The following is a 24,199-nucleotide window of genomic DNA, read 5'->3' on the forward strand; positions in this document are numbered from 1 at the left end:
GGCCGCTAGTCGGCGCCGTGCACGACGGGCGGGGCCTGGGCGGCGAGGGACTTGAGGGGGGCACCGGTGAGCCGGCACACCGTCCACTCGTCCAGGAGTTCCACCCCGAGCGACTTGTAGAAGTCGATCGTCGGCTCGTTCCAGGCGAGCACCCACCACTCGAAGCGCTCGTAACCCCGCTGCTCGCAGAGCGCGGCGAGGGCGGCGAGCAGGGCCTTGCCGTGCCCCGCACCCCGCGCGCCGGGGCGTACGAAGAGGTCTTCCAGATGCATGCCCCGCGTACCGGTCCACGTCGAGAAGCGCGGGAACCACAGCGCGAAGCCCACGGTCGCGGCCGTGTCGTCGTCCTGCGCGATCAGCACGTACGCCGCCGGGTGCTCGCCGAAGAGGGCCTCGCGGAGCTGTTCCGGCGTGGCCCGGGCCTGCTCGACGGCCCGTTCGTAGTCGGCGAGTTCGCGGATCATCGCGCCGATCTCCGCTACGTCGTCCACGGTGGCGGTACGGATCATGCGGGGATCATCGGGCACGGCGCCGAGCCGTGTCCAGCCGTGAGGGTTCGTGGAGCAGGCAGGAGGAAATAAAGCGTTGACAACAAGTTGTTTGCATTCGATGCTGGCTGCATGCCGTCAACGCCTCCGCAGCAGCCCGACGATCCCTTCTCGCCCCCGAACGCGGACGAGGCCCGGGCCCAGCGCGTCTACACGTCCCTGTTCCGCATCGCCGAGCGGCATGCGGCCACGGACGAGCAGCGCCGCCGCCAGGTACACCCGCACGTCCTCGGCCCGCACGAGGCGATCAGGCTGGTCTCGTACCTGCTCAGCGGCGCCGCGCTGCCGGACGACGGCGAGGCCGAGGTCGACCGCGCCGACATCACCGCCGCCCTGACCCTGATCCCCCTCGCACGCGGCGAGATGGACGAACTGGAGCTCGGCCTCCTCGACATGGCCCGGGGCCGCGGCATGACCTGGCCGGAGATCGCCTTCGGCCTCGGCCTGGGGAGCCCCCAGGCGGCGCGGCAGCGCCACGAGCGCCTGGCGAGCCGGACGGAGACGGGCGCCGAGAAAGCGGAGGGATAGCCGCCCACCCCCGGCCCCGCCGGTTTCCCCGGTCAGCCCCGCTCAGCCCCGCTCAGCCCCGCTCAGCCCCGCTCAGCCCCGAGGGAACAGCTCGTCGCGGCGGGTGCGCCAGCGTCGCATCACGGCCTCGACCTCGACCTCGACGAACTCGAAGAACGCGAGGGTCTCGGCCAGCCGGCGCCCCGCCGGGGTGTCGACACCCAGGCCGGCCACCCCCTCGCGCAGGGACTCCTGCCAGCGCTTGATGATGGCCTCGCGGTTGGTGAGGGCCTCGTACCACTGGTCGCTGTGGACTCGGTAGCGCTCGCGGCGCGAACCCGGCTCACGCTCCCGTGACACCAGGCGCACCTGGGCGAGATAGCGGACGGCGCCGGAGACGGCCGCCGGGCTGATCTGCAGCTGTTCGCCCAGCTCCACGGAGGTCAGCGCACCGGTGTCGGAGGCGAGGAGCGCGGCGAAGACCCGGGCCGGCATACGCGGGACCCCGGCCTCGACGAGCTGGGCCGCGAAGTTCTCGACGAAACGGGAGACCGACTCGGCGTCACGCCCCCCGGCCTCCGCCACGGCATCGGTCTCCGCCCCGGCGCCGGTCTCCGGATCCGTCATCCCTGATCACTCCCTCGCCCGCCGTCGTCGTGAGGCCCCTCCGCGGGTCCGCATACTCCCTGGTCAGGCCCTGTCGCCACCCTACCGGCAGTTCACACCCTTCCTTAACTTCACAAATTTCTGAATTAAGCGTACGTTCTGAACATGACGCAGGCCATCACCGTCTCCGGACTCCAGAAGTCCTTCGGACGAACCCACGCGCTGGACGGCCTCGACCTGACGGTCGCCTCCGGCGAGGTCCACGGCTTCCTCGGCCCCAACGGCGCCGGAAAGTCCACCGCGATCCGTGTCCTGCTCGGCCTGCTCCGCGCCGACTCGGGCGCCGCGCAGGTCCTGGGCCACGACCCGTGGAGGGACGCGGTCGAGGTGCACCGCCGCATCGCGTACGTCCCCGGCGACGTGACCCTGTGGCGGAACCTCTCCGGCGGCGAGGTCATCGACCTCTACGGACGGCTCCGGGGCGGGCTGGACGCGGGGCGCCGCGCGGAACTGGTCGAGCGGTTCGAACTGGACCCGACCAAGAAGGGCCGCACCTACTCCAAGGGCAACCGTCAGAAGGTCGCCCTCGTCGCCGCGTTCGCCTCCGACGTCGACCTCCTCATCCTGGACGAGCCGACCTCGGGCCTGGACCCGCTGATGGAGGAGGTCTTCCAGCAGTGCGTACGGGAGGAGCGCGACCGGGGCCGGACGGTCCTGCTGTCGTCCCACATCCTCAGCGAGGTCGAGGAGTTGTGCGACCGGGTGAGCATCATCCGCAAGGGCGTGACCGTCGAGAGCGGCTCCCTCGCCGAACTGCGCCACCTCACCCGTACCACCGTCACCGCCGAACTCGCCGGGCCGCCCGACGGTCTGACCGGTCTCCCCGGCGTCCACGATCTCGACGTCCGGGGCAACCGCGTCCACCTCCAGGTCGACACCGACAAGCTCAACGCCGTCCTCCGCTCCCTCACCGACGCCGGCGTACGGTCCCTGACGTCCACTCCCCCGACCCTGGAGGAGCTGTTCCTGCGGCACTACCAGGACGACGTCACGCGCGGCACCCGGGAGGAGGCGGTCGCGCGATGACCGCCTCCACCACCGGATCAGCCGAGTCCGCCCCCTCGGCCGGACAGGCGGGATCGGCCGGATCGGCCGGATCGGCCGGTCCGTTCGCCGTCCGGTCGGGCGGGGCCGACCAACTGGCCGGCACGGGCATCCTGTTGCGGTTCGCCCTGCGCCGGGACCGTGTGATGGTTCCGGTCTGGGTCGCGGTGACCGGACTGATGGTCCTGTCCATGCCCAACAGCCTGCGCAGCCTGTACGGCACCGCCGCCGAACGCGCCGACCTCATGCGCCAGATGACCACCAACGCGTCCCTGCGCGCCCTGGTCGGTCCCGTCTTCGACGACTCCCTCGGCGCCCTGACCGCCTGGCGCGTCGGCGTCTACGCCGGTCTGCTCGCCGCGATCATGAGCCTCCTCGTCGTCATCCGCCACACCCGCGACGAGGAGGAGAGCGGCCGCCAGGAACTGATCGCGTCGGGCACGGTCGGCCGCCGGGCGCCGCTGACGGCCGCCCTACTCACGGCGGCCGTCGCGAACGGCGGCCTGGCGGCGCTCGTCACGCTCGGGCTGGCCGGGCAGGGGGCCGCGGGCGCGGTGGCGTTCGGGCTGGGCATCGCGGGCGTCGGGATGGTGTTCGCGACGATGGCGGCGGTCGTGGCACAACTGACGGAGAGCGCCCGGCTGGCGCGGGGGCTGACGGCAGGGGTGCTGGGTCTGGCGTTCGTGCTGCGGGCGGCAGGGGACTCGTCCGCGAACGACGGTTCGTCTTTTTTGACGTGGATGTCGCCGCTGGGGTGGCTGGAAAACGAGCGTTCGTTCGCCGACGAACGGTGGTGGGTGCTGTCCCTGTTCGTGGCCGCGACGCTGCTCCAGGGCGCGGTGGCGTACCAGCTGGCCGGGCGCCGCGACGTCGGCATGAGCTTCCTGCCGACCCGGCCGGGACCCGCGACCGGCCGACTGGGCACGGCCGGTGCGCTCGCCTGGCGGTTGCAGCGCGGCAGCGTCCTCGGCTGGAGCATCGGCTTCTTCCTCGCCGGACTCGTCTACGGCGGGCTGACCGAGGGCACGGCCGAATTCGTCGGTGACAACGAAGGTGCCCGCCAGATCTTCGAGCGGATGGGCGGCCGGTCCGGCCTGACCGACGCCTTCCTCGCCTCGATGATCGGCATGCTCGGTCTGATCGCCGCGCTGTACGTCGTCGCCGCCGTGCTGCGGCTGCACGGCGAGGAAACCTCCGGCCGTGCCGAACCGCTCCTGGCCAACGCGGTGGGCCGCGTCCGCTGGGCCGCCGGGCACCTGGCCGTCGCCTTCGGCGGAGCCGTGTGGATCATGCTCCTCGCCGGTCTCGGCTTCACCCTCGGCTACGGCAAGGATGCCGGCCCCATCCTGGCCGGGTGCCTCGTCCAGGTCGCCGGGGTGTGGGTCGTCGGCGGCAGCGCGGTCCTGCTCTACGGCCTCACCCCCCGTGCGGCGCCGGCGGCCTGGGGCCTCGCCGGTGCCGTCCTGCTCATCGGCTGGATCGGCCCCGCGCTCGACGCCCCCCGGGCCGTCCTCGACCTCTCGCCCTTCGGCCACCTGCCGAAGCTGCCGGGCGGGGAGATGGAGTGGACGCCGGTACTGGTCCTGACCGGGATCGCGGTGCTGCTGGTGGCGGGCGGCCTGGCCGGGCTGCGACGGCGGGATCTCAGCAGCTGAGGGGTGCGTTGCGGAGCGGTTCGCCGACTGCGGCGGCGTGGCGGGTTCCGGCCGCCGGTGCGGTCTCGTGCCTCCCTGGCCGTGGCACCTGCCCCGGCCGGGAGAACCACGGCAGCGGAGCCCGCGTCCCTCCCGTCGTGGACCGACCGGCCGACCCGCCCCGGAGCAACACGGGGCATGCGAGCCGGACAGGGGCGGACGGGCAGGGAGTCGCGGGGTGGACCGGGAGAGCCTTTCGGGGTGCGGCGGATGTGCATTGTCGGCGGCGGGCACGGTGGCCGCGACGCTCGCCTGGAGCACCTCCGACCGCACCCGGCGCCATCTCCGGGGCGGCTTCGAGGGCGAGGGCATGGACTACACCGTCCTCGTCACCGAACTCCCCTTCGTCGCCCTGGCCGGAGCGGCCGTCCCGGCCGCCGTCTGCCTGCTGATCGCGGCACTGTGCGCCCGGCGCCGGCGCCCGGGGGCCGGAGGATCGGGTCCGGGTTCGGGTTCGGGTCCGTGTTCGGGGCCGAGGTCGGAGCCGGGGCCGGGGTCCGGCGGTTGAAGGGGGTCAGACCTCGACGGCCAGGCCGTCCAGCCCTCGGATCACGAAGTTCGGCTTCCGGGTCGGCTCGGTGGCGAGCGTCAGTGCCGGGGCCTTCGTCAGGAGGGCCGTCATCGAGGCGGCCAGTTCGATCCGGGCGAGGGGGGCGCCGATGCAGTAGTGGATGCCCGCGCTGAAGGAGATGTGCGGGTTCTCCGTGCGGGTGAGGTCCAGCCGCTCGGGGGCGGCGAACACGGCCGGGTCGTGGTTGGCCGAGCCGAACAGCATCGCGATCTCCGCGCCGCGCGGAACCGTCGTCCCGTCGATCTCGACGTCGTCCAGCACCCACCGCTCGAACAGCTGCAGCGGGGTGTCGTACCGCATCAGCTCCTCCACCGCCGCGGGCACCAGCGCGTGGTCCGCGCGCAGGGCCGCCAGCTGCTCCGGGTTCCGGAACAGCGCCCACCAGCCGTTCACGGTGGCGTTCACCGTCGCCTCGTGGCCCGCGTTCAGCAGCAGCACACAGGTGGAGATCATCTCCTGCTCGGTGAGACGGTCGCCCTCGTCGTGGGCGGCGATCAGGCCCGAGATCAGGTCCTCACCCGGCTTCGCCCTGCGGTGCGCGATCAGCTCCCGCAGAAACTCCGAGAACTCCACCGACGCCCGCACCGCCCGCTTCGCCGTGTCCTCCGACGGGCTCAGCTCGTACATCCCGCAGATGTCCGCCGACCAGGGCCGCAACTGGGCCCGGTCGGACTCGGGGATGCCGAGCATCTCGGCGATCACCGCCACCGGCAGCGGCTCCGCGACGTCCGTCAGCAGGTCTCCCCCGCCGGCCTCGACCAGCCCGGCGACCAGCTCACCGGCCAGTCCCTCCACATACGGCTTCAGCCGCTCCACCGTGCGCGGTGTGAACGCCTTCGACACCAGCCGCCGGATCCGGGTGTGGTCCGGCGGCTCCAGGTCGAGCATGCCGTGGTCGTTGAGCGTGTGGAACGGCTCGTGCTCCGCCGGCGGCGCGACCCGGCCGAAGTCCTCGTGCGTGAACCGGTGCTGGTACGTCCGCCCGAGCCTGCGGTCCCGCAGCAGGGCCGAGACATCTGCGTGGTGCGGGACGAGCCACTGGTTCGTCGGCTCGAAGTACTGCACCCTGCCCCGGGCCCGCAGCTCCGCGTACGCCGGGTACGGGTCGGCCACGAAGTCGGGGTCCCACGGGTCGAAAGCGAGGTCGGAAGCAGCTGCCATGACCGGACGCTAACCCGCGAGCGGGCCCCATGACCAGGGGGAACCGACGCGTCCCCGCGAAGAGAGCCGCTCCCCGGGCCCGTCAGCCGGGGGTGACCAGCCGCGCCTCGTAGGCGAACACCGCCGCCTGGGTGCGGTCCCGCAGACCCAGCTTCACCAGGACCCGGCTCACATGCGTCTTGATCGTGGACTCGGCGACCACCAGGCGCTCGGCGATCTCCGAATTGGACAGACCCTGGGCGATGAGAACCAGCACCTCGGTCTCCCGGTCGGTGAGTTCGCCGTACGCCAGCTGGGTGGCCGCCGAGGGACGGGGGGCCTGGACCAGTTTGGAGAACTCGGTGATCAGCCGCTTGGTGACGGACGGGGCGAGCAGCGCCTCCCCGGCGGCGACCACCCGCACCCCGTCGGCCAGTTGGCGGGCCGAGGCGTCCTTGAGGAGGAAGCCGGAGGCTCCCGCCCGCAGTGCCTGGTAGACGTACTCGTCGAGGTCGAACGTGGTCAGGACCAGCACCTTCGCCCCGTCGTCCGACGCCACGATCTCCCGGGTGGCCTCGATGCCGTTCAGCTCGGGCATCCGGATGTCCATCAGGACCACGTCCGGCGACAGCTCCCGGACCCGTCGGACCGCCTCCCGGCCGTTCACCGCCTCGCCGACCACCTCGATGTCCGGCATCGCGTTGAGCAGTACGGAGAAGCCCTCTCGGACCATCATCTGGTCGTCGGCGATCAGCACGCGGATCGTCATGCGTCGGCCTCGCTCACGCTGGACACGGGCAGGAACACCGTCACCTCGTAGCCCCCGTCCCCCGTCTCGCCCGTGGTCATCTCGCCGTTCAGCATCGCGACGCGCTCGCGCATGCCGGTGAGGCCGTGACCCGTGCCATGGGTGGACTTCACCAGGACCACCTCCTGGGACGGTCCGTTGACGATCCGCAGGCCGAGCCCGCCGAGGACATAGCCGATCTCCACACGGGCCGAGGCGCCCGGTGCGTGCCGCAGGGTGTTGCTGAGGGCCTCCTGCACGATGCGGTACGCCGACAGCTCCACGCCCTGCGGCAGCTCACGGACCGCTCCGGTGACCGCCTTGTCGACCGTGAGCCCTGCCTCCCGGACATTGGCCAGCAGGCCGTCGAGGTCGGCGAGGGTGGGCTGCGGGGCGTCCGGGGCCTCGTAGTCCTCGGCGCGGACCACACCGAGGACACGGCGCAGCTCGGTGAGGGCGGCCACCGCGTTCTCCCGGATGGTGGCGAAGGCCTGCTCCAGCTCCGGCGGCGGGTTCTCCACCCGGTAGGGCGCGGCCTCGGCCTGGATGGCGACCACCGACATGTGGTGGGCCACCACGTCGTGCAGCTCCCGGGCGATGGTGGTGCGCTCCTCCAGGAGGGTGCGCCGGGAGCGCTCGTGCTCGGTCACCGTCTGCTGGGCGGTCACCTCGCGCTGGGCGGTGCGGCGTATGGACAGGGCGGAGGCTGCCAGCAGGGTCACGGCGGAGACGAAGAGCAGCGGGATCGTGTTGTTCGTCGCGTAGTGGCCGCCGCCGAGGGTTCCTTCCATGAACGCTCCGTAAGCGGCAGTCAGGACCCACATCCAGGCGGCTATGCGCGGCCGGGTGCGCAGCGCCACGACCGTCATCACCACGAGGTGGGTCGCGAAACTGCCGGCCGTCCACGGCCAGTCGTCCCACTGACCGGCACCCACCGCGGTCATGGGGGCCGTGATCATGGACGCCCAGAAGGCCGCCACGGGCCTGATCATGGTGGCCAGGACCGTGCACAGGGCGAACCCGGTGGCCAGGAGGGTGTCGATCCCGCTGCCGTCTCCGGCGGAGGCGGCGATGGTCATCGAGAGCAGGGCGGCCGCCACCACGGCCGCGTGCGGGGCCCAGGCCACGTACACACGGAGGCGGCCGGAGAGCCGGCCGGTGAACGGGCCGTCCATCTTCATCGGGGGCATCGGCCGGTAGGCGAACCCGTCGTGGAACAGGTCCTGGCGCAGCCTGTGCCACGCGTCCATGGCCAGCCGGAACTCCGGGCTGCTCGGCCTGGCTCCGCCTCGCAAGGGCATCGTCTGGGTCTGGGTCGTCTCCGTCACATGGAAAACGGTAGGCGCAGAGGGGTTCCGGCGTCGTCACCAGTGAGGAGGGTCTGTCCGGGTCCGTCTCAGGTACTACGGGTACCGCCCGGCCGGCGTCGCGGGTCCCCCGGTGGTGGCGTCCGCTCAGTAGCCCTTGGGGCGGACCAGGCCCGACTCGTAGGCGAAGACCGCTGCCTGGGTGCGGTCGCGCAGACCCAGTTTGACCAGGATGCGGCCCACATGGGTCTTCACCGTCTGCTCGGCGACGACGAGGCTCTGGGCGATCTCGGCGTTGGACAGGCCCTGCGCGATCAGGGAGAGCACCTCGGTCTCCCGCTCGGTCAGGTCGCCGACACGCTCCTTGAGCGGGGCGCGGGGAGCGGTGCCGAGGCGGGAGAACTCGGCGATGAGGCGGCGGGTCACCCCGGGCGCGAGCAGTGCGTCGCCCGCCGCGACGACCCGTACCGCCTCGGCGAGCTGGTCGGCGGAGGCGTCCTTGAGGAGGAAACCGGACGCGCCGGCGCGCAGCGCCTCGTACACGTACTCGTCGAGGTCGAAGGTGGTGAGGACGAGGACTCTGATGTGCGGGCGCTCGGTGGTGATGCGCCGGGTCGCCTCGATGCCGCCCAGCTCGGGCATGCGGATGTCCATCAGGACGACGTCCGGGGCCAGTTCGGCGACCTTGTCGATCGCGTCGAGGCCGTGCACGGCCTGGCCGACGACGTCGATGTCGGGCTGGATGTCGAGCAGCACCGAGAAGCCCTGCCGGACCATCTGCTGGTCGTCCGCGATCAGTACACGGATGGTGCTGCTCGTCATGGACTCGTTTCTCCTGTCGTGTCCGGTGCGAGCCGGGGCTCGCCGCCGGGGTCTCCGTCGCGGGGGAGGAAGGCCACGACGGCGAAGCCGCCGTGGGAGGTCTCGGTCGCCATGAGGGTGCCACCGAGCATCGCGGCGCGCTCGCGCATGCCGAGCAGCCCGTGGCCGGCGCCGGGGGACGGTGGGGCCTCACGGGCTGGGCGGGAGTTGATGACCCGTACCTGCAGACCGCGCGGGAAGTGGGTGAGCTCCACGCGGACGGTCGAACCCGGCGCGTGCCGCAGGGCGTTGCTCAGTGCCTCCTGCACGATGCGGTACGCCGACAGCTCCACGCCGGGCGGCAGGGGGCGCACCTCCCCGTGGATCTCGGTGACCACCGCGAGACCCGCCGCGCGGGTGTTGTCGACGAGCGCGTCGAGGCGGTCCAGGGTGGGCTGCGGGGCGTGCGGGGCGGTGCCCTCGGTGACGCCCGCTATCGCCCGGGGATCGTCGGGGCCGCCGTCCGGTGGGTACTCGGAGCGCAGTACGCCGAGGACGCGGCGGAGTTCGGTGAGTGCCTCCAGCGCGTTCTGCCGGATGCCGTGGAGGTTCTCCTTCAGTTCCTCGGACGGGTTCTCCGTCAGGTGCGGGGCGACCTGGGCCTGGATGGAGATCACCGACATGTGGTGGGCGACCACGTCGTGCAGCTCGCGCGCGATACGGCTGCGCTCCTCCAGGACGGTGCGGCGGGCGCGCTCCTCGGCGGTGATGCTCGTCTGTGCGACGAGCTGGGTGCGGGCCTCGCGGCGGCCTCGCAGGGCGCCGCCGAGGATGGTGACGCCCGTGAACATCGCCAGGGCCAGCATGCCCGACGGCTCGTGGTTCGCACTGCCGACGAATTCCTGCAGGACGTACGTGAGCAGTGCGGTGAGGGCCAGCACCTCGGCGGACACGCGGGTGGGCAGGCGCAGGGCGAGCAGGAACAGCACCGTGGCGTGCGCGAAGATCCCGGAACCGGTCCACGGCCAGAAGGGCTGGTTGTCCGACGTCGGGTTCAGGGCGAGGTGGGCACGGGCGCCGACGGCCGCCACGGCCATGAGGACGGTCGACAGCCACCACGCGGGCACGGGCCGCCACAGCGCGAGCGACACCGCCCCTCCTTGCACCACCGCGCACAGCAGGCCGTACTCGGTGCCGAGTCCGTACCGGTCGACCATTTGATCGGCGGCGGCCATGGTGGTGCCGAAGGCGATCAGGAAGACCATCCCGTGCGGCAGCCAGCGGAGCCAGACCGAGGGGGGCAGCGGGTGGGGCGTGGCGCTCCACAGATCCTGGCGCAGCACCCGAAGGCCCTTGGTCAACCGCTTCTCCACCCCGTTCATCCGCACCACCCTAGGCATGTCGCACCGCCTCGGTCTCCGTATTCCTCGACTGCCGTGCCCCGTCGGGCCGTGGCCGGACGCGCACCGCGGGGGAACCCTCGCGGGTACGTGGACGGCGGTTCTCGTGACGGTGGAAGGCCGCCCGGCAGAGCAGGAGCGCCAGGGCGAACACCGGCAGCCAGGCAAGGCGCGCGGCCACCCAGGCGAGATCGTCGGGGAGGGTGTGCAGGCCGGGGAGTCGGCCTGCCGTCAGTCCGGTGGCGGTCGTCGCCATCATCGCCGTCTGGTGCCAGAGGAACACGGTCATCGCCGAAAGGTTCACGACCGCCACGGCCGCCCAGGCCAGGGGCCGGCGACGCAGGACGCGACGGAGAGGATCGCGGAGCAGGAGCGCCAGACCGCACTGGGCCAGGCCGAAGGTGACGGCGGCCAGGGTGGGCGGGTTCAGGTTGGAGATCCGGGCGCCGGGGACGCCGACCATCGACGCGGGATAGCCGGCCCAGACGATCAGGCCCGCCGTCGCCACCGTGCCGGACAGCAGCAGGGTCCAGCCCGCGCGCGGGCGCTCCAGTTCGCCTCGTGCCCAGGCCGCGCCCAGCGTGTACGGGACCAGCCAGCCCGCGGCCAGGTTGATCCAGCCGAGGCCCTGCGGGCCGCCGAGGCCGAAACGGATGAGGTCCACATGGAGGACGACGGCCAGGGGCCAGAGCGGGTTGAGGCGGGCCAGCAAGGGGGTCGCCGCCGTGAGGGCGGCGAAGACGAGGAGGAACCACAGCGGGGACAGGGCCAGCTTCACCAGGGTGTGGACCGTGTCCACGCGGGTGCCCGTGGCCAGGAGGGCGATCGTGACCGCCGTCCACAGCGTCAGCAGGGCCACGACCGGCCGGAACAGACGGGCCAGACGGGCGCGGAGCCAGGGGAGGTAGGTGACACCGCGGGCCCGGGCCGAGGAGTGGCTTCTGGTGGCCACGTGACCGCCCGCCAGGAAGAAGACGGCGAGGGTCTGGAAGAGCCAGGAGATGGGGGCCAGTTGGGGCATGTGTGAGAGCGGGCTGGTGGTGTGGAGCGTGCCGCCGTCCGCGACCAGGGCGGTGACCAGCCAGTGGCCCAGGATGACGCCGAGTATGGCGAGGGCCCGCAGGGCGTCCACGGCCCGGTCCCGGCCGGGTGGGGTGGCGGCCTCGATGTGCCGGACGGCCCGGCGGGCGGCCGTACGGACGGCAGTGGGCCCGAGGGTGGGGTGGTCACGCATCGGTGACCTCCGCACGCGCGCCCAGGGTGATGCGGGCCAGATTGTCGAGGGGCGCGGAGCCGGGAGCGAAGTAGTCGCTGTGGCCTGCCGGGCCCGCGGCGAAGACACGGGCGCCGAAGGCGCGGGACGTGGGATCGGGGCCGAATCCGACGGTCGTGCCGAAGAGGCCGGCCCGGGTGTGGGGGACCGTGCCGATCCAGTCGTCCGTGCCCCGGGCCGCCCATACGCGTGCCGAGGTGCGCAGGGCGGCCGCGCTGTCCGCGCCGGTGCCGGGGCTGCCGATCAGGGCGAGGTCGTCGACGTCGTCGAAACCGGTGACGGCGTGGGCGCAGACGACCGTGCCGTAGGAGTGGCAGACGAGGGTGAGGCCGGTGGAGTCGCCCACCAGGGCGCGTAGTTCGCGCAGGAACGAGCGCAGGCGGGGGGCCGCCCGTTCGGCTCGGGTGGGGGTGAGGACCGCCGTGCTGATCGTTCCCGGGGTCTCGTAGCCGAGCCAGGCGATCACCGCCGTGTCCGGGCCCGTGCGGTCGTACAGGGACTGTGCGGCTGTGCGGAAGCGGTCGTAGGTGTCCAGGCTCGTGTCCGAGCCCGGGACCAGGACCGCCGTGTGGTCGGCGTGCAGCAGGTCGCCCAGGACCTCCACGACCTGGCCGGGGCCTCGGCCGTCGAACCGCAGGAGCCTGCGGGTGGGTGCTGCCAGCCGCCGGTCGGTCGCGGCTCTGCCGCGGTCCCCGTGGGCGTCGGCCGTACGGGCCGCCTCCGCCGCGTTCGCGCGGTTGGCCGCGTACGTCGACCGGAGCGTCGTCGGGGTCGGCGGGGCGAGGGATGCCGGGGGCGGGGCCGGGATCCGCGGTCTGGCCGCGGCGGAGACAGGGGCCACGACGGACGTCGCCACCAGGAGCGCGAGCAGCGTGCGGCGCAGCCGGGGCGCCCCGGGGAGCCGGGGCCGACGAGGGATACGCCGAAGGGCCTTCGGCCCGGGGGACGGCCGCGGTGGCTGCGCCGTGGGACGCGGTCCCGCGGGTGTCCCGAGGTCTGCCTCCGGCCTTGTCGCGACCCCCATGCCGCCCACCCCTTCCCTGCCGGGACCGCCCGTCCATCGGGCCGTCCAGGCAAGGAAGTTATGGAACGATCACCGTCGTCGGCGTCCCGCCGTGGAGCTCACCTGGGATCTGGCTCTCAGGTATTACGGGTATCAGCGGGGAGGACGTGGGCCGTGACGGGCCCCGTGGGCCGGTCGGGGTTCACCAGGCCAGTTGGGCGATCTCCTCCACCACCACCGCGCACGCGTCCGCCGCCGGGTCGATGAGCGGGAAGTGGCCCACGTCCTCCAGCAGCGTCAGGCCCACGACCTCGCCCGCCCGGGCCGCGGCGTCGGCGTACGCCTCGGCGACGGCCTGCGGGACGACGATGTCGGAGCGGCCCTGTACGAGGGTGGTGGCGATGCCGGTCGGGAGGAGGAGCGCGGGGTCGGCGTAGGGGCGGCGCTCGGTGAACTTGCCCTGGCCACCGAGGAGTTGACCGGCCGCACCGCCGCAGACGTCCAGCTTCTCGGCCACGGCGAAGTCGGCGATGGGGGCCAGGGCGACGACACCGCGGAAGGGGGCGGGGCGGGAGGCGCGCCAGGGCGTGTCGGACGGGAGCACGTGGCGGGCGGCCGCCCACAGGGCGAGGTGGCCGCCTGCGGAGTGGCCGGTGACGACCGTCCGGCGGGGGTCCGCCTGCGGCAGGGCCGCACGGACGAGGTCCGGCAGGGCGTCGAATGCGGCGGCGATGTCGTCGAACGTCTCCGGCCAGCGGCCCGCCGTGGGGGCCGGGGTGCCGTTGAGGCCGCTCTGGGCGGGGATCGAACTGCCGCGCCGGTATTCGATGTTGGCCACCGCGAAGCCGTGGCGGGCGAGGAAGTCCGCGAAGGGGGTGATGTGGTGCCGGTCGTACGGGGCTCGCCAGGCGCCGCCGTGCAGGACCGCGACCACGGGGGCCCCGGGAGGCGCGCCCGCCCCGGCGCCCGCTCCCGCGTCCGCGTCCGCGCTCGTGGCGGAGGTGCGGGGGGCGTAGAAGTCGATCACCTGGTCGGGGTGGTCGCCGTAGGCGGCCGTGCTGTCCGGGGCGACCGGCGGGTGCGAGAAGGCGGATGCCTCTTCGGCGGCATCGCGGGCTGCGGCGTCGTCGTCCGGCATGCGCCAACCTCTCGGGTGAAACGGATTTGGAAGGGTTTGGGCAGGCGCGTTCCTGGGAAAGGGGTGCCTGCCGTTGGCGGGGACGGTATCAGGCCCGTGACGTGCGTCGACACCGGGATGTGACGCCGGGTCAGGAGCCCCGGGACGGCCGGCCGGGGCGGTGGGCCGAGGGGTTTCGCCCACCGGGGCCGCCGAGCACCCTCTCCCGCCCCGCACGGCACGACGGCCCGCCACCAGGACGATCCCCGGGGCACCCGGCAGAGAAGTCGCCGCCGCCCCGGCAGCGCTCCCCCGCAGCCGGAACGACCGAACCACCCTCGGACTCGGGATCGCCCTCGGACCCGGGCCCGGACCCACCTCGGCCCCGGACCCGGCCCCGAACAGCAGAACCGCCCCGCTACCCCGCCTCCCCCAGCGTCTCCGCCAGCACGCGCGCCGCCCGTTCCACGTCCGCGAAGGTGACGTAGAGCGGGGTGAAGCCGAAGCGGAGGACGTCGGGGTGGCGGAAGTCGCCGATGACACCCCGGTGGATGAGGCGTTTCATGACGTCGCCGGCGTCGTCGCAGCGCAGGGCGACCTGGCTGCCGCGCTCCGCGTGGGCGACCGGGGTGAGGGACTCGACCCGGCCCTCGGGGACGTACGCCGCCACGCAGCGCAGGAAGAAGTCCGTCAGGGCGAGGGACTTGGCGCGGACCGCGGCGATCGTCGCCCCGGCCCCGGCGGCACCGCCGTCGCCGCCCTCGTACCAGACGTCCAGCGCCGCCTCCAGGGCCAGCATCGACAGGATGTCGGGCGTGCCCACCCGGCCCCGGGGTGCCCCCGCCGCGGCCTCGTAGGCCGGGCGCATGGCGAAGGGGGCGGCGTGCGAGGTCCAGCCGGGGAGGGGCGAGTCGAAGCGGGGCTGCAGGTCCCTGCGGACGTAGAGGTAGGCCGGGGAGCCGGGGCCGCCGTTCAGGTACTTGTAGGTGCAGCCGATCGCGAGGTCGACCCCGTGTTCGTCCAGGTCCACGGGCAGGGCGCCCGCGCTGTGGCAGAGGTCCCAGACGGCGTAGGCGCCGGCCTCGTGGACCGCCGCCGTCAGGGCGGGGAGGTCGTGGAGGCGGCCGGTGCGGTAGTCGACATGGTTGAGCAGGACGGCAGCCGTCCGGTCGCTCAGGGCGGCCGGGACCTCCGCCGGGGTCACCGGGCGCAGGGTACGGCCGGTCATCCGGGCCGCCGACTCGGCCATGTAGCCGTCCGTGGGGAACGTCGTCGCGTCGACCAGGATCTCGTCACGACGGCCGCCGGCGGAGGCGGAGTCCTCCTCCGCCATCCGTACCGCCGCCACGACCGCCTTGAAGACGTTGACACTCGTGGAGTCGCCGACCACGATCTGGCCCGGGGCCGCGCCGACCAGCGGGGCTATCCGGTCGCCGATCCGCTCGGGCGCAGTCCACCAGCCGCTCTCGTCCCAGGAGCGGATGCGCATCTCGCCCCACTCGCGGTGGACGACGTCCGTGAGCCGTCCGGGGACCGAGGCCGGCAGCGCGCCGAGCGAATTGCCGTCGAGGTAGACGGCGTCGTCGAGGACGAAGCGGGAACGCAGGCCGGACAGCACGTCGGCCGCGTCCGACTCCTTTGCCCGTGCGATCAGTTCCGTGCTGGACGCGGTGATGTCAGACATGGGAGCGCGCCGTCCACAGCTCGGGGAAGACGTTCTTCCGGGCGCGCTTCTCCAGCCAGGCCACCCCGGCGGAGCCGCCCGTGCCGGCCTTGGAGCCCATCGCGCGGCGGGTGGCGACGAGGTGGTCGTTGCGCCAGCGCCAGACGAGTTCGGCGACGTCGGTCAACGCCTCGCCGAGGCGGGCGAGTTCGTGGTCCGGGTCGCCGGAGTACAGCTCGGTCCACGCCTCCTCGACCTCGGGGGAGGGCTCGTAGCGCTGGGAGACGTCACGGCGTACGACGGACTCGGGGATCGCGTGGCCGCGGCGGGCCAGCAGCCGCAGGACCTCGTCGTAGAGGCTCGGCTCGTGCAGCGCCTTCTCCAGCTCGGCGTGCACGCGGGGGGCGCCCCGGTGCGGGACGAGCATGGAGGCGGACTTCTCGCCGAGCAGGAACTCCATCCGGCGGTACATCGCCGACTGGAACCCGGAGCCCTCGCCGAGGGCGGCCCGGTAGGAGTTGAACTGGGCCGGGGTGAGCTGGCCGAGGGGCTTCCAGGAGGCGGTCAGGGCCTCCAGCTCGCGGACGGAACGCTTCAGGGCGTCCTTCGCCCTGGCCACGTCGTCGTCACGGATCGCGGCGGTCGCGGTCTCCCACTCGTGGACGATGACGGTGAACCACAGCTCCATGACCTGGGTGGTGACCAGGAAGACCATCTCGCCGGGGTCGTCGGAGAGGGGGTGCTGGAGGTGGGTGAGGACGTCCGCCTGGACGTAGTCCTCGTACGGGGTCGTGCCCTGGAAGTCGAGATGCGGGGTCTCGGGCTCCGAAGCCTCGTGGGGCTGAGCCGTGAGGGACATCGCTGTCTCCTGATGTGTGCTCCGGGTAGCGGTCCGCCCCTGCCGAATTCCGACACGGGGGCCCCGGTCCCCACCGGCATGTTCGGTGATACCACCCCCGCACCGCAAGGTCCGCCTGGTCACACCAGGCGGACCCGCCCGAACAATCCTTCGATCAGCGCAGTGCCGCAGCGCAGCGCGTCGGCGCAACGCGTCAGCGCAGCGCGTCGGCGCAACGCGTCAGCGCAGCGCGTCGGCCCGGCGTGTCACTCCGGCGCGTCAGCCCAGCGTCTGCGCCGCCGTCGCCGAGGAGTCCTTCAGGAACTGGGAGCAGCGCTCGTACTCCTCCTGCTCGCCGATGTCACCCGCGGCGCGGGCCAGGGCGTGCAGGGCGCGCAGGAAGCCGCGGTTCGGCTCGTGCTCCCAGGGCACGGGCCCGTGGCCCTTCCAGCCGCTGCGGCGCAGGGCGTCCAGGCCACGGTGGTAGCCCGTACGGGCGTAGGCGTACGACTCCACGACGCTGCCCCGCTCGTACGCCTCGTCGGCGAGCTGGGCCCAGGCGAGGGAGGAGGTGGGGTACTTGGCGGCGACCTCGGCCGGGGGCGTGCCGCCCGCGAGGAGTTCGCGGGGTTCCGGGGAGTCGGGCAGGTGGGTCGGGGGCGGGCCGCCGAGGAGGTTTTCGTGAATCGTCATGGGTTCCAGTCTGGCCCATGCGGGGGGTGTGGTTCACCGGACCGGAACCCCGCCACCGGCACAGCCCACGGCACGGGCACGGCACGGGCACGGCATACGGCACCGCACCCGCCGCCCCGCTCGCGCCCGCTACTCCGGCGCCGTCCCGCCCTGCTGCCCCGGCGATGCCTCGCCCCGCCGCTCCGGCGCCGCCTCGCCCTGCTGCCGGCCCTCCAGCGGCGGAGCCGTCACGCAGCCGTGGGTGCGGCATTCGGGGTGGTGGCAGTCGGGGGCGGGTCGGCGGACCGTGGCGAAGGAGAGGACCGAGGCGGCCAGGAGTGCCAGGGCGCAGGCGAGCATGGCCTTGTCGAACGCGCTGTCGAACTGGGTGGGTGAGCGGTAGGCCTCCGGGCCCATCCCGGCGATCAGCGGCAGCGCCGCCACGGCCAGCAGGCCCGCGGCCCGGGCGGCGGCGTTGTTGATGCCGCTGGCGACACCGGCGTGGTCGGTGGAGACCGAGGCGAGGACGGTGGCGGTCAGCGGGGCCACGAGGGTGACCATGCCGAGGCCCATGACCAGCAGGGCGGGGAGCACGTCGGTGGCGTACGCGGCGTCGGGGCCCACGCGCAGCATCAGCAGCACACCCGCCGTACACAGCAGAGGGCCGACGGTCAGCGGGATGCGGGGGCCGATCCGCTCGCCGAGGGCACCCGCGCGGGCGGAGAGCAGCAGCATCAGGACGGTGATGGGGAGCAGGGCCGTGCCGGCGCCCAGGGCGGAGTACCCGGAGACCACCTGGAGCTGCAGGGCGGCGAGGAAGAAGAAGCCGCCGAAGGCCGCGTACACGAACAGGGTGACGATGTTGACCGCCGTGAACTGGCGGGACGCGAACATCTCCGGCGGCATCATCGGGTCGGGCCGGCGGCGTTCGACGCGGACGAAGGCCACGGCCGTCGCCACGCCGGCGAGTGCCGTGACCGCGACCGCGAGCGTGCCCGCCCTGGCCTCGATCAGCGCGTAGGTGAGAAACGCGAGGGAGGCGGCGCCGAGCACCGCCCCCAGGATGTCGAAGCCCCGCTCGTGGCTGCGGCTGTCCGCCGACTCCGGTACGTGACGGACGGCGACGGGGATGCAGAGGAGCGCCAGGGGGACGTTCAGGAGGAAGACCCAGCGCCAGCCGGGGCCGTCGACCAGCCAGCCGCCCAGGAACGGGCCGACGGCCGCGCCGATGCCGCCGAAACCGGACCACAGGCCGACCGCCTTCGCCCGGTCGTCGCGGTGGAACGACGCCTGGATGAGCGCGAGCGATCCGGGGGTGAGCAGGGCGCCGCCGACGCCCTGGAGGGCCCGGGCGGCGATCAGCACTCCGCCGTTCGGGGCGATGCCGCACAGCAGCGAGGCGGCGGCGAACCACACCACGCCCACGACGAACACCTTGCGGCGGCCGAAACGGTCGCCCAGTGCGCCGCCGAGAAGGATCAGCCCGGCGAGGGTCAGCATGTACGCGTTGACGGTCCACTGGAGGGCCGCGAGGTCGGCGTCCAGATCGAGGCCGATGCGCGGGAGGGCCACGTTGACGACCGTCGAGTCGAGCATGGCCATGCTGGAGCCGAGCACCGTGGTCAGCAGGATCCACTTGCCCTGGGGGGAGGCAAGGCGTACATCGGCCATGGTCCGCATCATGCCGCGCCCCGGGCGTCCGGGCCAGGTGCGGGAGCGGAACGGAAGCGGTACGGGAGCGGTACGGGACCAAAGTCGGCGCCGGAGAGGGAGGCGGGACTGAGGCCCGAGGCCGACCGCGGGCACGGACACGCCCCTGCCCGCAGTCGCGTGCGCGGCTGCGGGCAGGGGCGGTGGTAGGCGGCCGGGGCCCGGGTCGCCCGGGCCCGGTCGGGCTACTTGATCTTCGTGCCGGCGGAGCGCAGGTTGCCGCACGCCTCGACGACGCGGGCCGCCATCGACGCCTCCGCGAGCTTGCCCCAGGTGCGGGGGTCGTACGTCTTCTTGTTGCCGACCTCGCCGTCGACCTTCAGGACGCCGTCGTAGTTCTGGAACATGTGGGCGGCGACCGGACGCGTGAAGGCGTACTGGGTGTCGGTGTCGATGTTCATCTTGACGACGCCGTTCTCCAGGGCGGTGCGGATCTCCTCCTCCGTGGAGCCCGAGCCGCCGTGGAAGACGAAGTCGAACGGGGACTCCTTGCCGAAGCGGGAGGCCACACCCTCGTTCAGCTGCTTGAGGAGGTCGGGGCGCAGGACGACGTTGCCCGGCTTGTAGACGCCGTGGACGTTGCCGAAGGAGGCGGCCAGCAGGTAGCGGCCCTTCTCGCCCAGGCCCAGCGCCTCGGCCGTACGGATCGCGTCGTCGACCGTCGTGTAGAGGGAGTCGTTGATCTCGTGCGAGACGCCGTCCTCCTCGCCGCCGGTCGGGGTGATCTCGACCTCAAGGATGATCTTCGCGGCGGCGGCGCGGGCGAGCAGCTCCTGCGCGATGGAGAGGTTGTCGGCCAGGGTCTCGGCCGAGCCGTCCCACATGTGCGACTGGAACAGCGGGTCGCGGCCGGCCTTGACCCGCTCCTCCGACACCGCGAGCAGCGGACGTACGTAGCCGTCCAGCTTGTCCTTCGGGCAGTGGTCCGTGTGCAGCGCGACCGTGACCGGGTACTTCTCGGCCACGATGTGCGCGAACTCGGCCAGGGCGACGGAGCCCGTCACCATCTCCTTGCTGTACTGGCCGCCCAGGAACTCGGCACCGCCGGTCGAGATCTGGACGATGCCGTCGCTCTCCGCCTCCGCGAAGCCCCGCAGCGCGGCGTGCAGCGTCTGGGTCGAGGTCACGTTGATGGCCGGGTAGGCGAACTTGCCTGCCTTCGCCCGGTCGAGCATCTCGTTGTAGACCTCGGGGGTTGCGATGGGCATGGTCCGCTCCTTGTATGTGCGGGTGGCGTTGTGCTTACGGTCCCTGACCTAGGGTTGCGACATCATCGTCGGCCCCATCCTTCCAGACGCGACCCGATGCTCCGGTCAGCGCGTCCAGAACTCTTCGGTAACCCCTGACCTCGGGGTTCCCGCCGGTATCGGGGGCCGTGGGACGGCAGGTCAGTCCAGGCCCAGCTCGTCCTTCGAGAACGCGAAGAGGTACGGGACGCCGGCGCCCTTCTCGATCTTCTCGGCGGCGCCGGTGGCCCGGTCGACGATGGTGGCGACGGCGACGACCTCGGCCCCGGCCTCGCGCACGGCCTCGACGGCGGCCAGCGGGGAGCCGCCGGTGGTGGAGGTGTCCTCGACGACCAGGACGCGACGGCCGCTGATCTCCGGACCCTCCACGCGCCGCTGCAGCCCGTGCGCCTTGGCCGCCTTGCGGACGACGAACGCGTCCAGCCGGCGGCCCCGCGCGGCGGCCGCGTGCAGCATCGCGCCGGCGACGGGGTCGGCGCCCATCGTGAGCCCGCCGACCGCGTCGAAGTCCAGGTCGGCGGTCAGGTCGAGCAGTACCTGACCGACGAGCGGGGCGGCCTCGCCGTCGAGGGTGACGCGGCGCAGGTCGACGTAGTAGTCCGCCTCCAGACCCGACGACAGGGTCACCCTGCCGTGCACCACGGCCTTGTCCTTGATCTGCTGCAGCAAAGATCCACGTACGTCCACGTCAGTCATGGCAGTCAGCTTAAAGGGGGCCTGTCCGCCCGCCGTACGCCCCCGCGCGCCCGCGGTCGGCTCACAGGCGCCGCCAGGTCCAGGTCGTCGTGGCTTCGAGGGGGTCGATGGGGGTGACCAGCCGGGGGTGGGTGTTGAGGCCGTTGGGCGGCCCGGTCTGGGGTTCGACGCACACGGCTTCCGCCTGCTCGTCGTAGACCACCACCCACTCCTCGCGGGAGGCGACCTTCAGTTCCAGCCGCTGCGGCCAGGTGAGGGTGACGTCCACGCCGCCGGGCATGCCGAAGCAGTCGTCCCAGGGGCCGGGCCGGGGGTCGACGCGGTTGCCGGTGGGCAGGTGGTCCGGGCCTCGCTCCTCCTGCCAGGCGGGCGCGAAGTCGACCGTGACGTCCTCGCCGTCGCCGTCCAGGCTCCGGTTGAACCAGGGGTGCCAGCCGATCTGGGCCGGGAAGGAGGAGTCGTACGTCTCCACGGACATGGTGAGGGTGAGGGCGTCCGGGGTGAGGGTCACCACCTGGGTGACCCGGCCGGGGTAGGGCCAGGGCTCGACGAGGTCGTAGGTGAGGACGGCCTCGGTGCCGCTGTGGCTCGCGACGCGCCAGGCGTCCTCGCGGGTCGTGCCGTGGATGGCGTGCGGCGGGGCGTTGAGGGGCATCTGCCGCACGGTGCCGCCGTCGCGGAACCGTCCCTCGCGGATGCGTCCGCACCAGGGCACCATCGGGAAGCTTCCGAACCGCTCGCCCTGCCGCAGCAGTTCGGCGCCACCGACCCGCAGGCCCGCCACCCGGCCACCGTTCGCCGGTGCGAGCACCACCTCCGCGTCACCCGCGGCCAACGTGATCTCTTCGCTACTCACGCCTCGACCCTACTGGCCGACCCCGCCGTGGAGTTGGCCGCCCGGGGCCGGTGTCGTCAGCGGCGCCTGCGCAGGGCCCGGGTCACGACGATGGCGGAGGCCACGGCGAGGGCCGCCGCGGGCGCGGCCCAGCGCAGGGTGGCGCTCGCGGAGACGGGCTCGGGGGCCGGGACCGGGGCGTAGCGGCCGCGGGGCGGCGCGTGGTCCACCTCCTCCGCGCTCCGGCCGATCATCGTCCGGCGGGCGTGCGCGGCCTCCGCCGGGGGCTCGCCCCCGGCGACGAAGTCCTCCTCGTCGAAGGGGTCCAGGGCGGAGGGCGGGACGTCGGTGTCGAAGACGGAGGCGGGGGGTTCGGGCTCGGACTCGGCCCGGCTGGGCGGTTCGGGCTCGGATTCGGCGGGGGCGTGCGGCTCGTCGGCGGTTTCCGCGGGCTTCGGTTCGGGCTCGGCCGTCGTGGCCAGGTTCTCCACGAATCTCCCCAGCAGCCGTGTCGCCGCCGAGGCCACCGCGTCGGCCGGGAGTTCGGTGATTCGGCCGTCGGCGGTGGCGGTGCCCGTGCAGGTGAGGGTGGTGCCCTCGGAGGCCGGGGTGAGCCGGAGGGTGAGGGCGAGCCGCACGGTTCCGGTGCCCCGGGCCTCGGCGGCGTCGCCCTCCACGGCGTAGGAGCCGTCGTCCCGGGCGGTGACGCGGAGGGTGCCGCGATAGGTGATGGTGTGGCCGGCGACGCGCACCTTGATGCGGCCGGCGACGGGCGCGGTACCCGCGTCCTGCTGGAGCCCGGGGACCGCACGGGCCACCCGCTCGGGGTCGGACAGCGCCTCCCGGAGGCGGCCGACGGGAACCGGAACGAACACCTCATGCTCCATGGAATCCGAGCCTACCCACGTGGCACGGCACCGCACCCGTACATACGCGTTCTTGCCCGTACTTCCGCCCCACCCGGCCCCGTGCGGCCCGAACGCCTCGCACGCCCCGGTCGTCCTCCCGGCTCAGCCGGTGTACCTCGGGTGCACCAGCGTCGACGGTGACAGGCCCGGCATCCGGTCGGCGGCGTCGAGCCGGACGGCTCCGCTGCCGAGGTCCGGTGACGGGGGCCGGGTCGCGCCGGGCCGGGTCGCCAGGACGAAACCCCAGTCGTGGGGGGCGCGGGAGGTGTGGGCCGTGCGGTCGGGGCCGGTGACGAAGCCCGGGGCTCCGGCGGCGACCCGGTAGGGCGTGGTGCGCAGCCCGGCGGCGCGCACGGTCGCGTCGACCGTCCAGAAGATCCGCCGCCGGGACGAGACCGGGCCCGCGTGCACCACCATGCGGCCGTCGGGGGCCAGCACCTCACGGGCCAGGCCGTAGAACTCCCGCGAGTAGAGCTTCGTGCTCGCGGTGATGCCGGGATCGGGGAGGTCCGAGATCACGACGTCGTACGGCCGGGCAGGGCGGGCGCCGCGCAGCCAGCCGAACGAGTCCTCCGTGACGACACGGACGCGGTGGTCGGCGTAGGCGTGGCCGTTGAGGGCGGAGAGCGCGGGGTCCGTGCGGGCGAGGCGCACCACGCCCGGGTCGAGTTCGACGATGTCCACCCGGCGGACGTCCCGGTGGCGGAGCACCTCGCGGGCGGCGAGGCCGTCGCCGCCGCCGAGGACGAGGACGCGGGCACGGGGTCCGGCCTCCATGGCCGGGCGGACCAGCGCCCGGTGGTAGCGCTGCTCGTCGCGGCCGCTGATGCGCAGGCGGCCGTCGAGGAAGAGAGCGAGCGGACGGCCGTGCCTGCCACCGGTGAGGACGACCTCCTGGACGTCGGTCTGCAGGGCGACCCGGACGTCCTTGCCGTACACGGCGCGCCGGGCCGCGCGCTCGAAGTCGTCGACGTGCGCGGCGGCGGTGGCCAGGAGGCCGAGAACGACGAGATTGGCGGTCAGCAGCAGCCGTCGGTCCCGGCGGCTCATGTCGTGCCGGAACAGTCCGAGCACGAGGGCGCCGCCGACCAGGGCGTTCACCGTGCCGGTGAGCAGGGCGCCGGTCAGCTGGCCGAGCCAGGGCAGCAGGAGGAAGGGAAAGGCGAGGCCGCCGACCAGCGCGCCCACGTAGTCGGCCGCGAAGAGGTCGGCGACCGTGCCGACGGCGTCCTGGCGGCGGATGCGCTGGATCAGCTCCATCAGCAGCGGGACCTCGGCGCCGATGAGCAGTCCGATGGCCAGGGAGAACGCGACGAGGAGGTAGCGGGAACCGCTCGCCCACACGCCGCCCCAGTCGCCGGTCCAGGCGAACGCCGCGTACAGCACGAGGGCGCTGCAGCCGCCGACCAGGGCGAGGGCGGCCTCGATGGCGCCGAAGCCGAGGGCGGCGCGGGGGCAGAGACGTTTGGCGGCGAGGGAGCCGATGCCCATGGCGAAGACCATGACCGACAGGACCACGGAGGCCTGGGTGACCGAGTCCCCGATCAAGTACGAGGCGAGGGCGACGAGTTCCAGTTCGTACACGAGTCCGCAGGCGGCGCAGACGAAGACGCCGGCGAGGACGAGGAAGCGGCCGACTCCCGGGCGGACCGGTAACCACGCCTGGGCGCCCGGGCCTCCGTCGCCGCGCCAGGGGGGAGGGGCGCCAGGGGGTGCGGGGGCGTGCGGCTCGATCACTCCTGGCACGCTACCGTCACGGTCGCGCTCCGCCG

Annotated in this window: 23 protein-coding genes; 4 read left to right on the forward strand and 19 right to left on the reverse strand. The window is 73.2% G+C overall.

Annotated features, from left to right (window positions below):
• Positions 1 to 5: 5 nt before the first annotated feature.
• Positions 6 to 509, reverse strand: coding sequence for a GNAT family N-acetyltransferase (locus tag SCAB_RS19975; RefSeq protein WP_013001887.1), 504 nt, complete (start codon positions 507 to 509; stop codon positions 6 to 8).
• Positions 510 to 620: 111 nt separating this feature from the next.
• Between SCAB_RS19975 and SCAB_RS19980 the strand changes: the two genes are divergently transcribed.
• Positions 621 to 1,076 carry a hypothetical protein gene (locus SCAB_RS19980; protein ID WP_013001888.1) on the forward strand — a complete coding sequence of 152 codons (456 nt, stop codon included), beginning with the start codon at positions 621 to 623 and terminating at the stop codon, positions 1,074 to 1,076.
• A gap of 72 nt (positions 1,077 to 1,148) precedes the next feature.
• Here the strand turns inward: SCAB_RS19980 and SCAB_RS19985 are convergent, their stop codons facing one another.
• Positions 1,149 to 1,682, reverse strand: a complete 534-nt coding sequence (locus SCAB_RS19985) for a GbsR/MarR family transcriptional regulator (RefSeq protein WP_013001889.1) — start codon at positions 1,680 to 1,682, stop codon at positions 1,149 to 1,151.
• 144 nt (positions 1,683 to 1,826) lie between these two features.
• On the opposite strand from SCAB_RS19985, the gene SCAB_RS19990 reads away from it, so the two are divergent.
• From SCAB_RS19990 to SCAB_RS48580, 3 genes are all read left to right on the forward strand, one after another.
• Positions 1,827 to 2,747, forward strand: coding sequence for an ABC transporter ATP-binding protein (locus SCAB_RS19990; RefSeq protein ID WP_013001890.1), 921 nt, complete (start codon positions 1,827 to 1,829; stop codon positions 2,745 to 2,747).
• Positions 2,744 to 4,420: an ABC transporter permease gene (locus tag SCAB_RS19995; protein ID WP_041669395.1), complete on the forward strand. Its 1,677-nt coding sequence runs from the start codon at positions 2,744 to 2,746 to the stop codon at positions 4,418 to 4,420. Before SCAB_RS19990 ends, SCAB_RS19995 begins: the two co-directional genes overlap by 4 nt.
• Before the next feature lie 274 nt (positions 4,421 to 4,694).
• Entirely contained in the window at positions 4,695 to 4,967 is a 273-nt protein-coding gene (locus SCAB_RS48580) for a hypothetical protein (RefSeq protein ID WP_231885093.1), read from the forward strand.
• Positions 4,968 to 4,973: 6 nt separating this feature from the next.
• Here the strand turns inward: SCAB_RS48580 and SCAB_RS20005 are convergent, their stop codons facing one another.
• The 17 genes from SCAB_RS20005 to SCAB_RS20085 all read right to left on the reverse strand — a co-directional run bounded on the left by SCAB_RS20005 (position 4,974) and on the right by SCAB_RS20085 (position 24,164).
• Positions 4,974 to 6,191 carry a cytochrome P450 gene (locus tag SCAB_RS20005; protein ID WP_013001892.1) on the reverse strand — a complete coding sequence of 406 codons (1,218 nt, stop codon included), beginning with the start codon at positions 6,189 to 6,191 and terminating at the stop codon, positions 4,974 to 4,976.
• An 82-nt stretch (positions 6,192 to 6,273) separates the two neighbouring features.
• On the reverse strand, positions 6,274 to 6,939 hold the full coding sequence (locus SCAB_RS20010; RefSeq protein ID WP_013001893.1) for a response regulator: 666 nt from the start codon (positions 6,937 to 6,939) through the stop codon (positions 6,274 to 6,276).
• Positions 6,936 to 8,285, reverse strand: a complete 1,350-nt coding sequence (locus SCAB_RS20015; protein WP_013001894.1) for a sensor histidine kinase — start codon at positions 8,283 to 8,285, stop codon at positions 6,936 to 6,938. Before SCAB_RS20015 ends, SCAB_RS20010 begins: the two co-directional genes overlap by 4 nt.
• Before the next feature lie 126 nt (positions 8,286 to 8,411).
• Entirely contained in the window at positions 8,412 to 9,086 is a 675-nt protein-coding gene (locus tag SCAB_RS20020) for a response regulator (protein ID WP_013001895.1), read from the reverse strand.
• Entirely contained in the window at positions 9,083 to 10,447 is a 1,365-nt protein-coding gene (locus SCAB_RS20025) for a sensor histidine kinase (RefSeq protein ID WP_037727704.1), read from the reverse strand. The genes SCAB_RS20020 and SCAB_RS20025 overlap by 4 nt, the downstream gene beginning before the upstream one ends.
• 10 nt (positions 10,448 to 10,457) lie before the next feature.
• A complete protein-coding gene (locus tag SCAB_RS20030) occupies positions 10,458 to 11,699 on the reverse strand; it encodes an acyltransferase family protein (protein WP_013001897.1) in 1,242 nt (413 codons plus the stop codon).
• Entirely contained in the window at positions 11,692 to 12,594 is a 903-nt protein-coding gene (locus tag SCAB_RS20035) for an alpha/beta hydrolase (protein WP_013001898.1), read from the reverse strand. The genes SCAB_RS20030 and SCAB_RS20035 overlap by 8 nt, the downstream gene beginning before the upstream one ends.
• Before the next feature lie 349 nt (positions 12,595 to 12,943).
• Positions 12,944 to 13,879: an alpha/beta hydrolase gene (locus tag SCAB_RS20040; RefSeq protein WP_013001899.1), complete on the reverse strand. Its 936-nt coding sequence runs from the start codon at positions 13,877 to 13,879 to the stop codon at positions 12,944 to 12,946.
• 397 nt (positions 13,880 to 14,276) lie between these two features.
• On the reverse strand, positions 14,277 to 15,542 hold the full coding sequence (gene kynU / locus SCAB_RS20045; RefSeq protein ID WP_037727391.1) for a kynureninase: 1,266 nt from the start codon (positions 15,540 to 15,542) through the stop codon (positions 14,277 to 14,279).
• Entirely contained in the window at positions 15,535 to 16,380 is an 846-nt protein-coding gene (locus SCAB_RS20050) for a tryptophan 2,3-dioxygenase family protein (RefSeq protein ID WP_013001901.1), read from the reverse strand. Before SCAB_RS20050 ends, kynU begins: the two co-directional genes overlap by 8 nt.
• A gap of 258 nt (positions 16,381 to 16,638) precedes the next feature.
• A complete protein-coding gene (locus SCAB_RS20055) occupies positions 16,639 to 17,052 on the reverse strand; it encodes a DUF3151 domain-containing protein (protein WP_013001902.1) in 414 nt (137 codons plus the stop codon).
• 129 nt (positions 17,053 to 17,181) lie between these two features.
• Positions 17,182 to 18,702 (reverse strand): MFS transporter, encoded by a 1,521-nt coding sequence (locus SCAB_RS20060; RefSeq protein WP_046773818.1) that lies wholly within the window; start codon positions 18,700 to 18,702, stop codon positions 17,182 to 17,184.
• Between the two features lie 224 nt (positions 18,703 to 18,926).
• The gene (fbaA, locus tag SCAB_RS20065; protein ID WP_013001904.1) at positions 18,927 to 19,949 is read right to left on the reverse strand and encodes a class II fructose-bisphosphate aldolase; all 1,023 of its coding nucleotides are present in this window, start codon (positions 19,947 to 19,949) and stop codon (positions 18,927 to 18,929) included.
• A gap of 180 nt (positions 19,950 to 20,129) precedes the next feature.
• Complete coding sequence (pyrE, locus tag SCAB_RS20070) at positions 20,130 to 20,684, reverse strand: orotate phosphoribosyltransferase (protein ID WP_013001905.1); 555 nt, start codon at positions 20,682 to 20,684, stop codon at positions 20,130 to 20,132.
• Positions 20,685 to 20,745: 61 nt separating this feature from the next.
• A complete protein-coding gene (locus SCAB_RS20075; protein WP_013001906.1) occupies positions 20,746 to 21,540 on the reverse strand; it encodes an aldose epimerase family protein in 795 nt (264 codons plus the stop codon).
• A 56-nt stretch (positions 21,541 to 21,596) separates the two neighbouring features.
• Positions 21,597 to 22,406: an SRPBCC family protein gene (locus tag SCAB_RS20080; protein ID WP_037727390.1), complete on the reverse strand. Its 810-nt coding sequence runs from the start codon at positions 22,404 to 22,406 to the stop codon at positions 21,597 to 21,599.
• A 123-nt stretch (positions 22,407 to 22,529) separates the two neighbouring features.
• Positions 22,530 to 24,164, reverse strand: coding sequence for a polyamine aminopropyltransferase (locus SCAB_RS20085; RefSeq protein WP_041669398.1), 1,635 nt, complete (start codon positions 24,162 to 24,164; stop codon positions 22,530 to 22,532).
• Positions 24,165 to 24,199 lie beyond the last annotated feature (35 nt).

This window comes from Streptomyces scabiei 87.22, from assembly GCF_000091305.1.
Taxonomy (GTDB): domain Bacteria; phylum Actinomycetota; class Actinomycetes; order Streptomycetales; family Streptomycetaceae; genus Streptomyces; species Streptomyces scabiei.

Bases quoted from the DNA above. Each gene is read 5' to 3' on its own strand.
- SCAB_RS19975 (WP_013001887.1), bottom strand. From the start codon at position 509: ATGATCCGTACCGCCACCGTGGACGACGTAGCGGAGATCGGCGCGATG.
- SCAB_RS19980 (WP_013001888.1), top strand. From the start codon at position 621: ATGCCGTCAACGCCTCCGCAGCAGCCCGACGATCCCTTCTCGCCCCCG.
- SCAB_RS19985 (WP_013001889.1), bottom strand. From the start codon at position 1,682: ATGACGGATCCGGAGACCGGCGCCGGGGCGGAGACCGATGCCGTGGCG.
- SCAB_RS19990 (WP_013001890.1), top strand. From the start codon at position 1,827: ATGACGCAGGCCATCACCGTCTCCGGACTCCAGAAGTCCTTCGGACGA.
- SCAB_RS19995 (WP_041669395.1), top strand. From the start codon at position 2,744: ATGACCGCCTCCACCACCGGATCAGCCGAGTCCGCCCCCTCGGCCGGA.
- SCAB_RS20005 (WP_013001892.1), bottom strand. From the start codon at position 6,191: ATGGCAGCTGCTTCCGACCTCGCTTTCGACCCGTGGGACCCCGACTTC.
- SCAB_RS20010 (WP_013001893.1), bottom strand. From the start codon at position 6,939: ATGACGATCCGCGTGCTGATCGCCGACGACCAGATGATGGTCCGAGAG.
- SCAB_RS20020 (WP_013001895.1), bottom strand. From the start codon at position 9,086: ATGACGAGCAGCACCATCCGTGTACTGATCGCGGACGACCAGCAGATG.
- SCAB_RS20025 (WP_037727704.1), bottom strand. From the start codon at position 10,447: ATGAACGGGGTGGAGAAGCGGTTGACCAAGGGCCTTCGGGTGCTGCGC.
- SCAB_RS20030 (WP_013001897.1), bottom strand. From the start codon at position 11,699: ATGCGTGACCACCCCACCCTCGGGCCCACTGCCGTCCGTACGGCCGCC.
- SCAB_RS20040 (WP_013001899.1), bottom strand. From the start codon at position 13,879: ATGCCGGACGACGACGCCGCAGCCCGCGATGCCGCCGAAGAGGCATCC.
- kynU (WP_037727391.1), bottom strand. From the start codon at position 15,542: ATGTCTGACATCACCGCGTCCAGCACGGAACTGATCGCACGGGCAAAG.
- SCAB_RS20050 (WP_013001901.1), bottom strand. From the start codon at position 16,380: ATGTCCCTCACGGCTCAGCCCCACGAGGCTTCGGAGCCCGAGACCCCG.
- SCAB_RS20055 (WP_013001902.1), bottom strand. From the start codon at position 17,052: ATGACGATTCACGAAAACCTCCTCGGCGGCCCGCCCCCGACCCACCTG.
- SCAB_RS20060 (WP_046773818.1), bottom strand. From the start codon at position 18,702: ATGGCCGATGTACGCCTTGCCTCCCCCCAGGGCAAGTGGATCCTGCTG.
- fbaA (WP_013001904.1), bottom strand. From the start codon at position 19,949: ATGCCCATCGCAACCCCCGAGGTCTACAACGAGATGCTCGACCGGGCG.
- pyrE (WP_013001905.1), bottom strand. From the start codon at position 20,684: ATGACTGACGTGGACGTACGTGGATCTTTGCTGCAGCAGATCAAGGAC.
- SCAB_RS20080 (WP_037727390.1), bottom strand. From the start codon at position 22,406: ATGGAGCATGAGGTGTTCGTTCCGGTTCCCGTCGGCCGCCTCCGGGAG.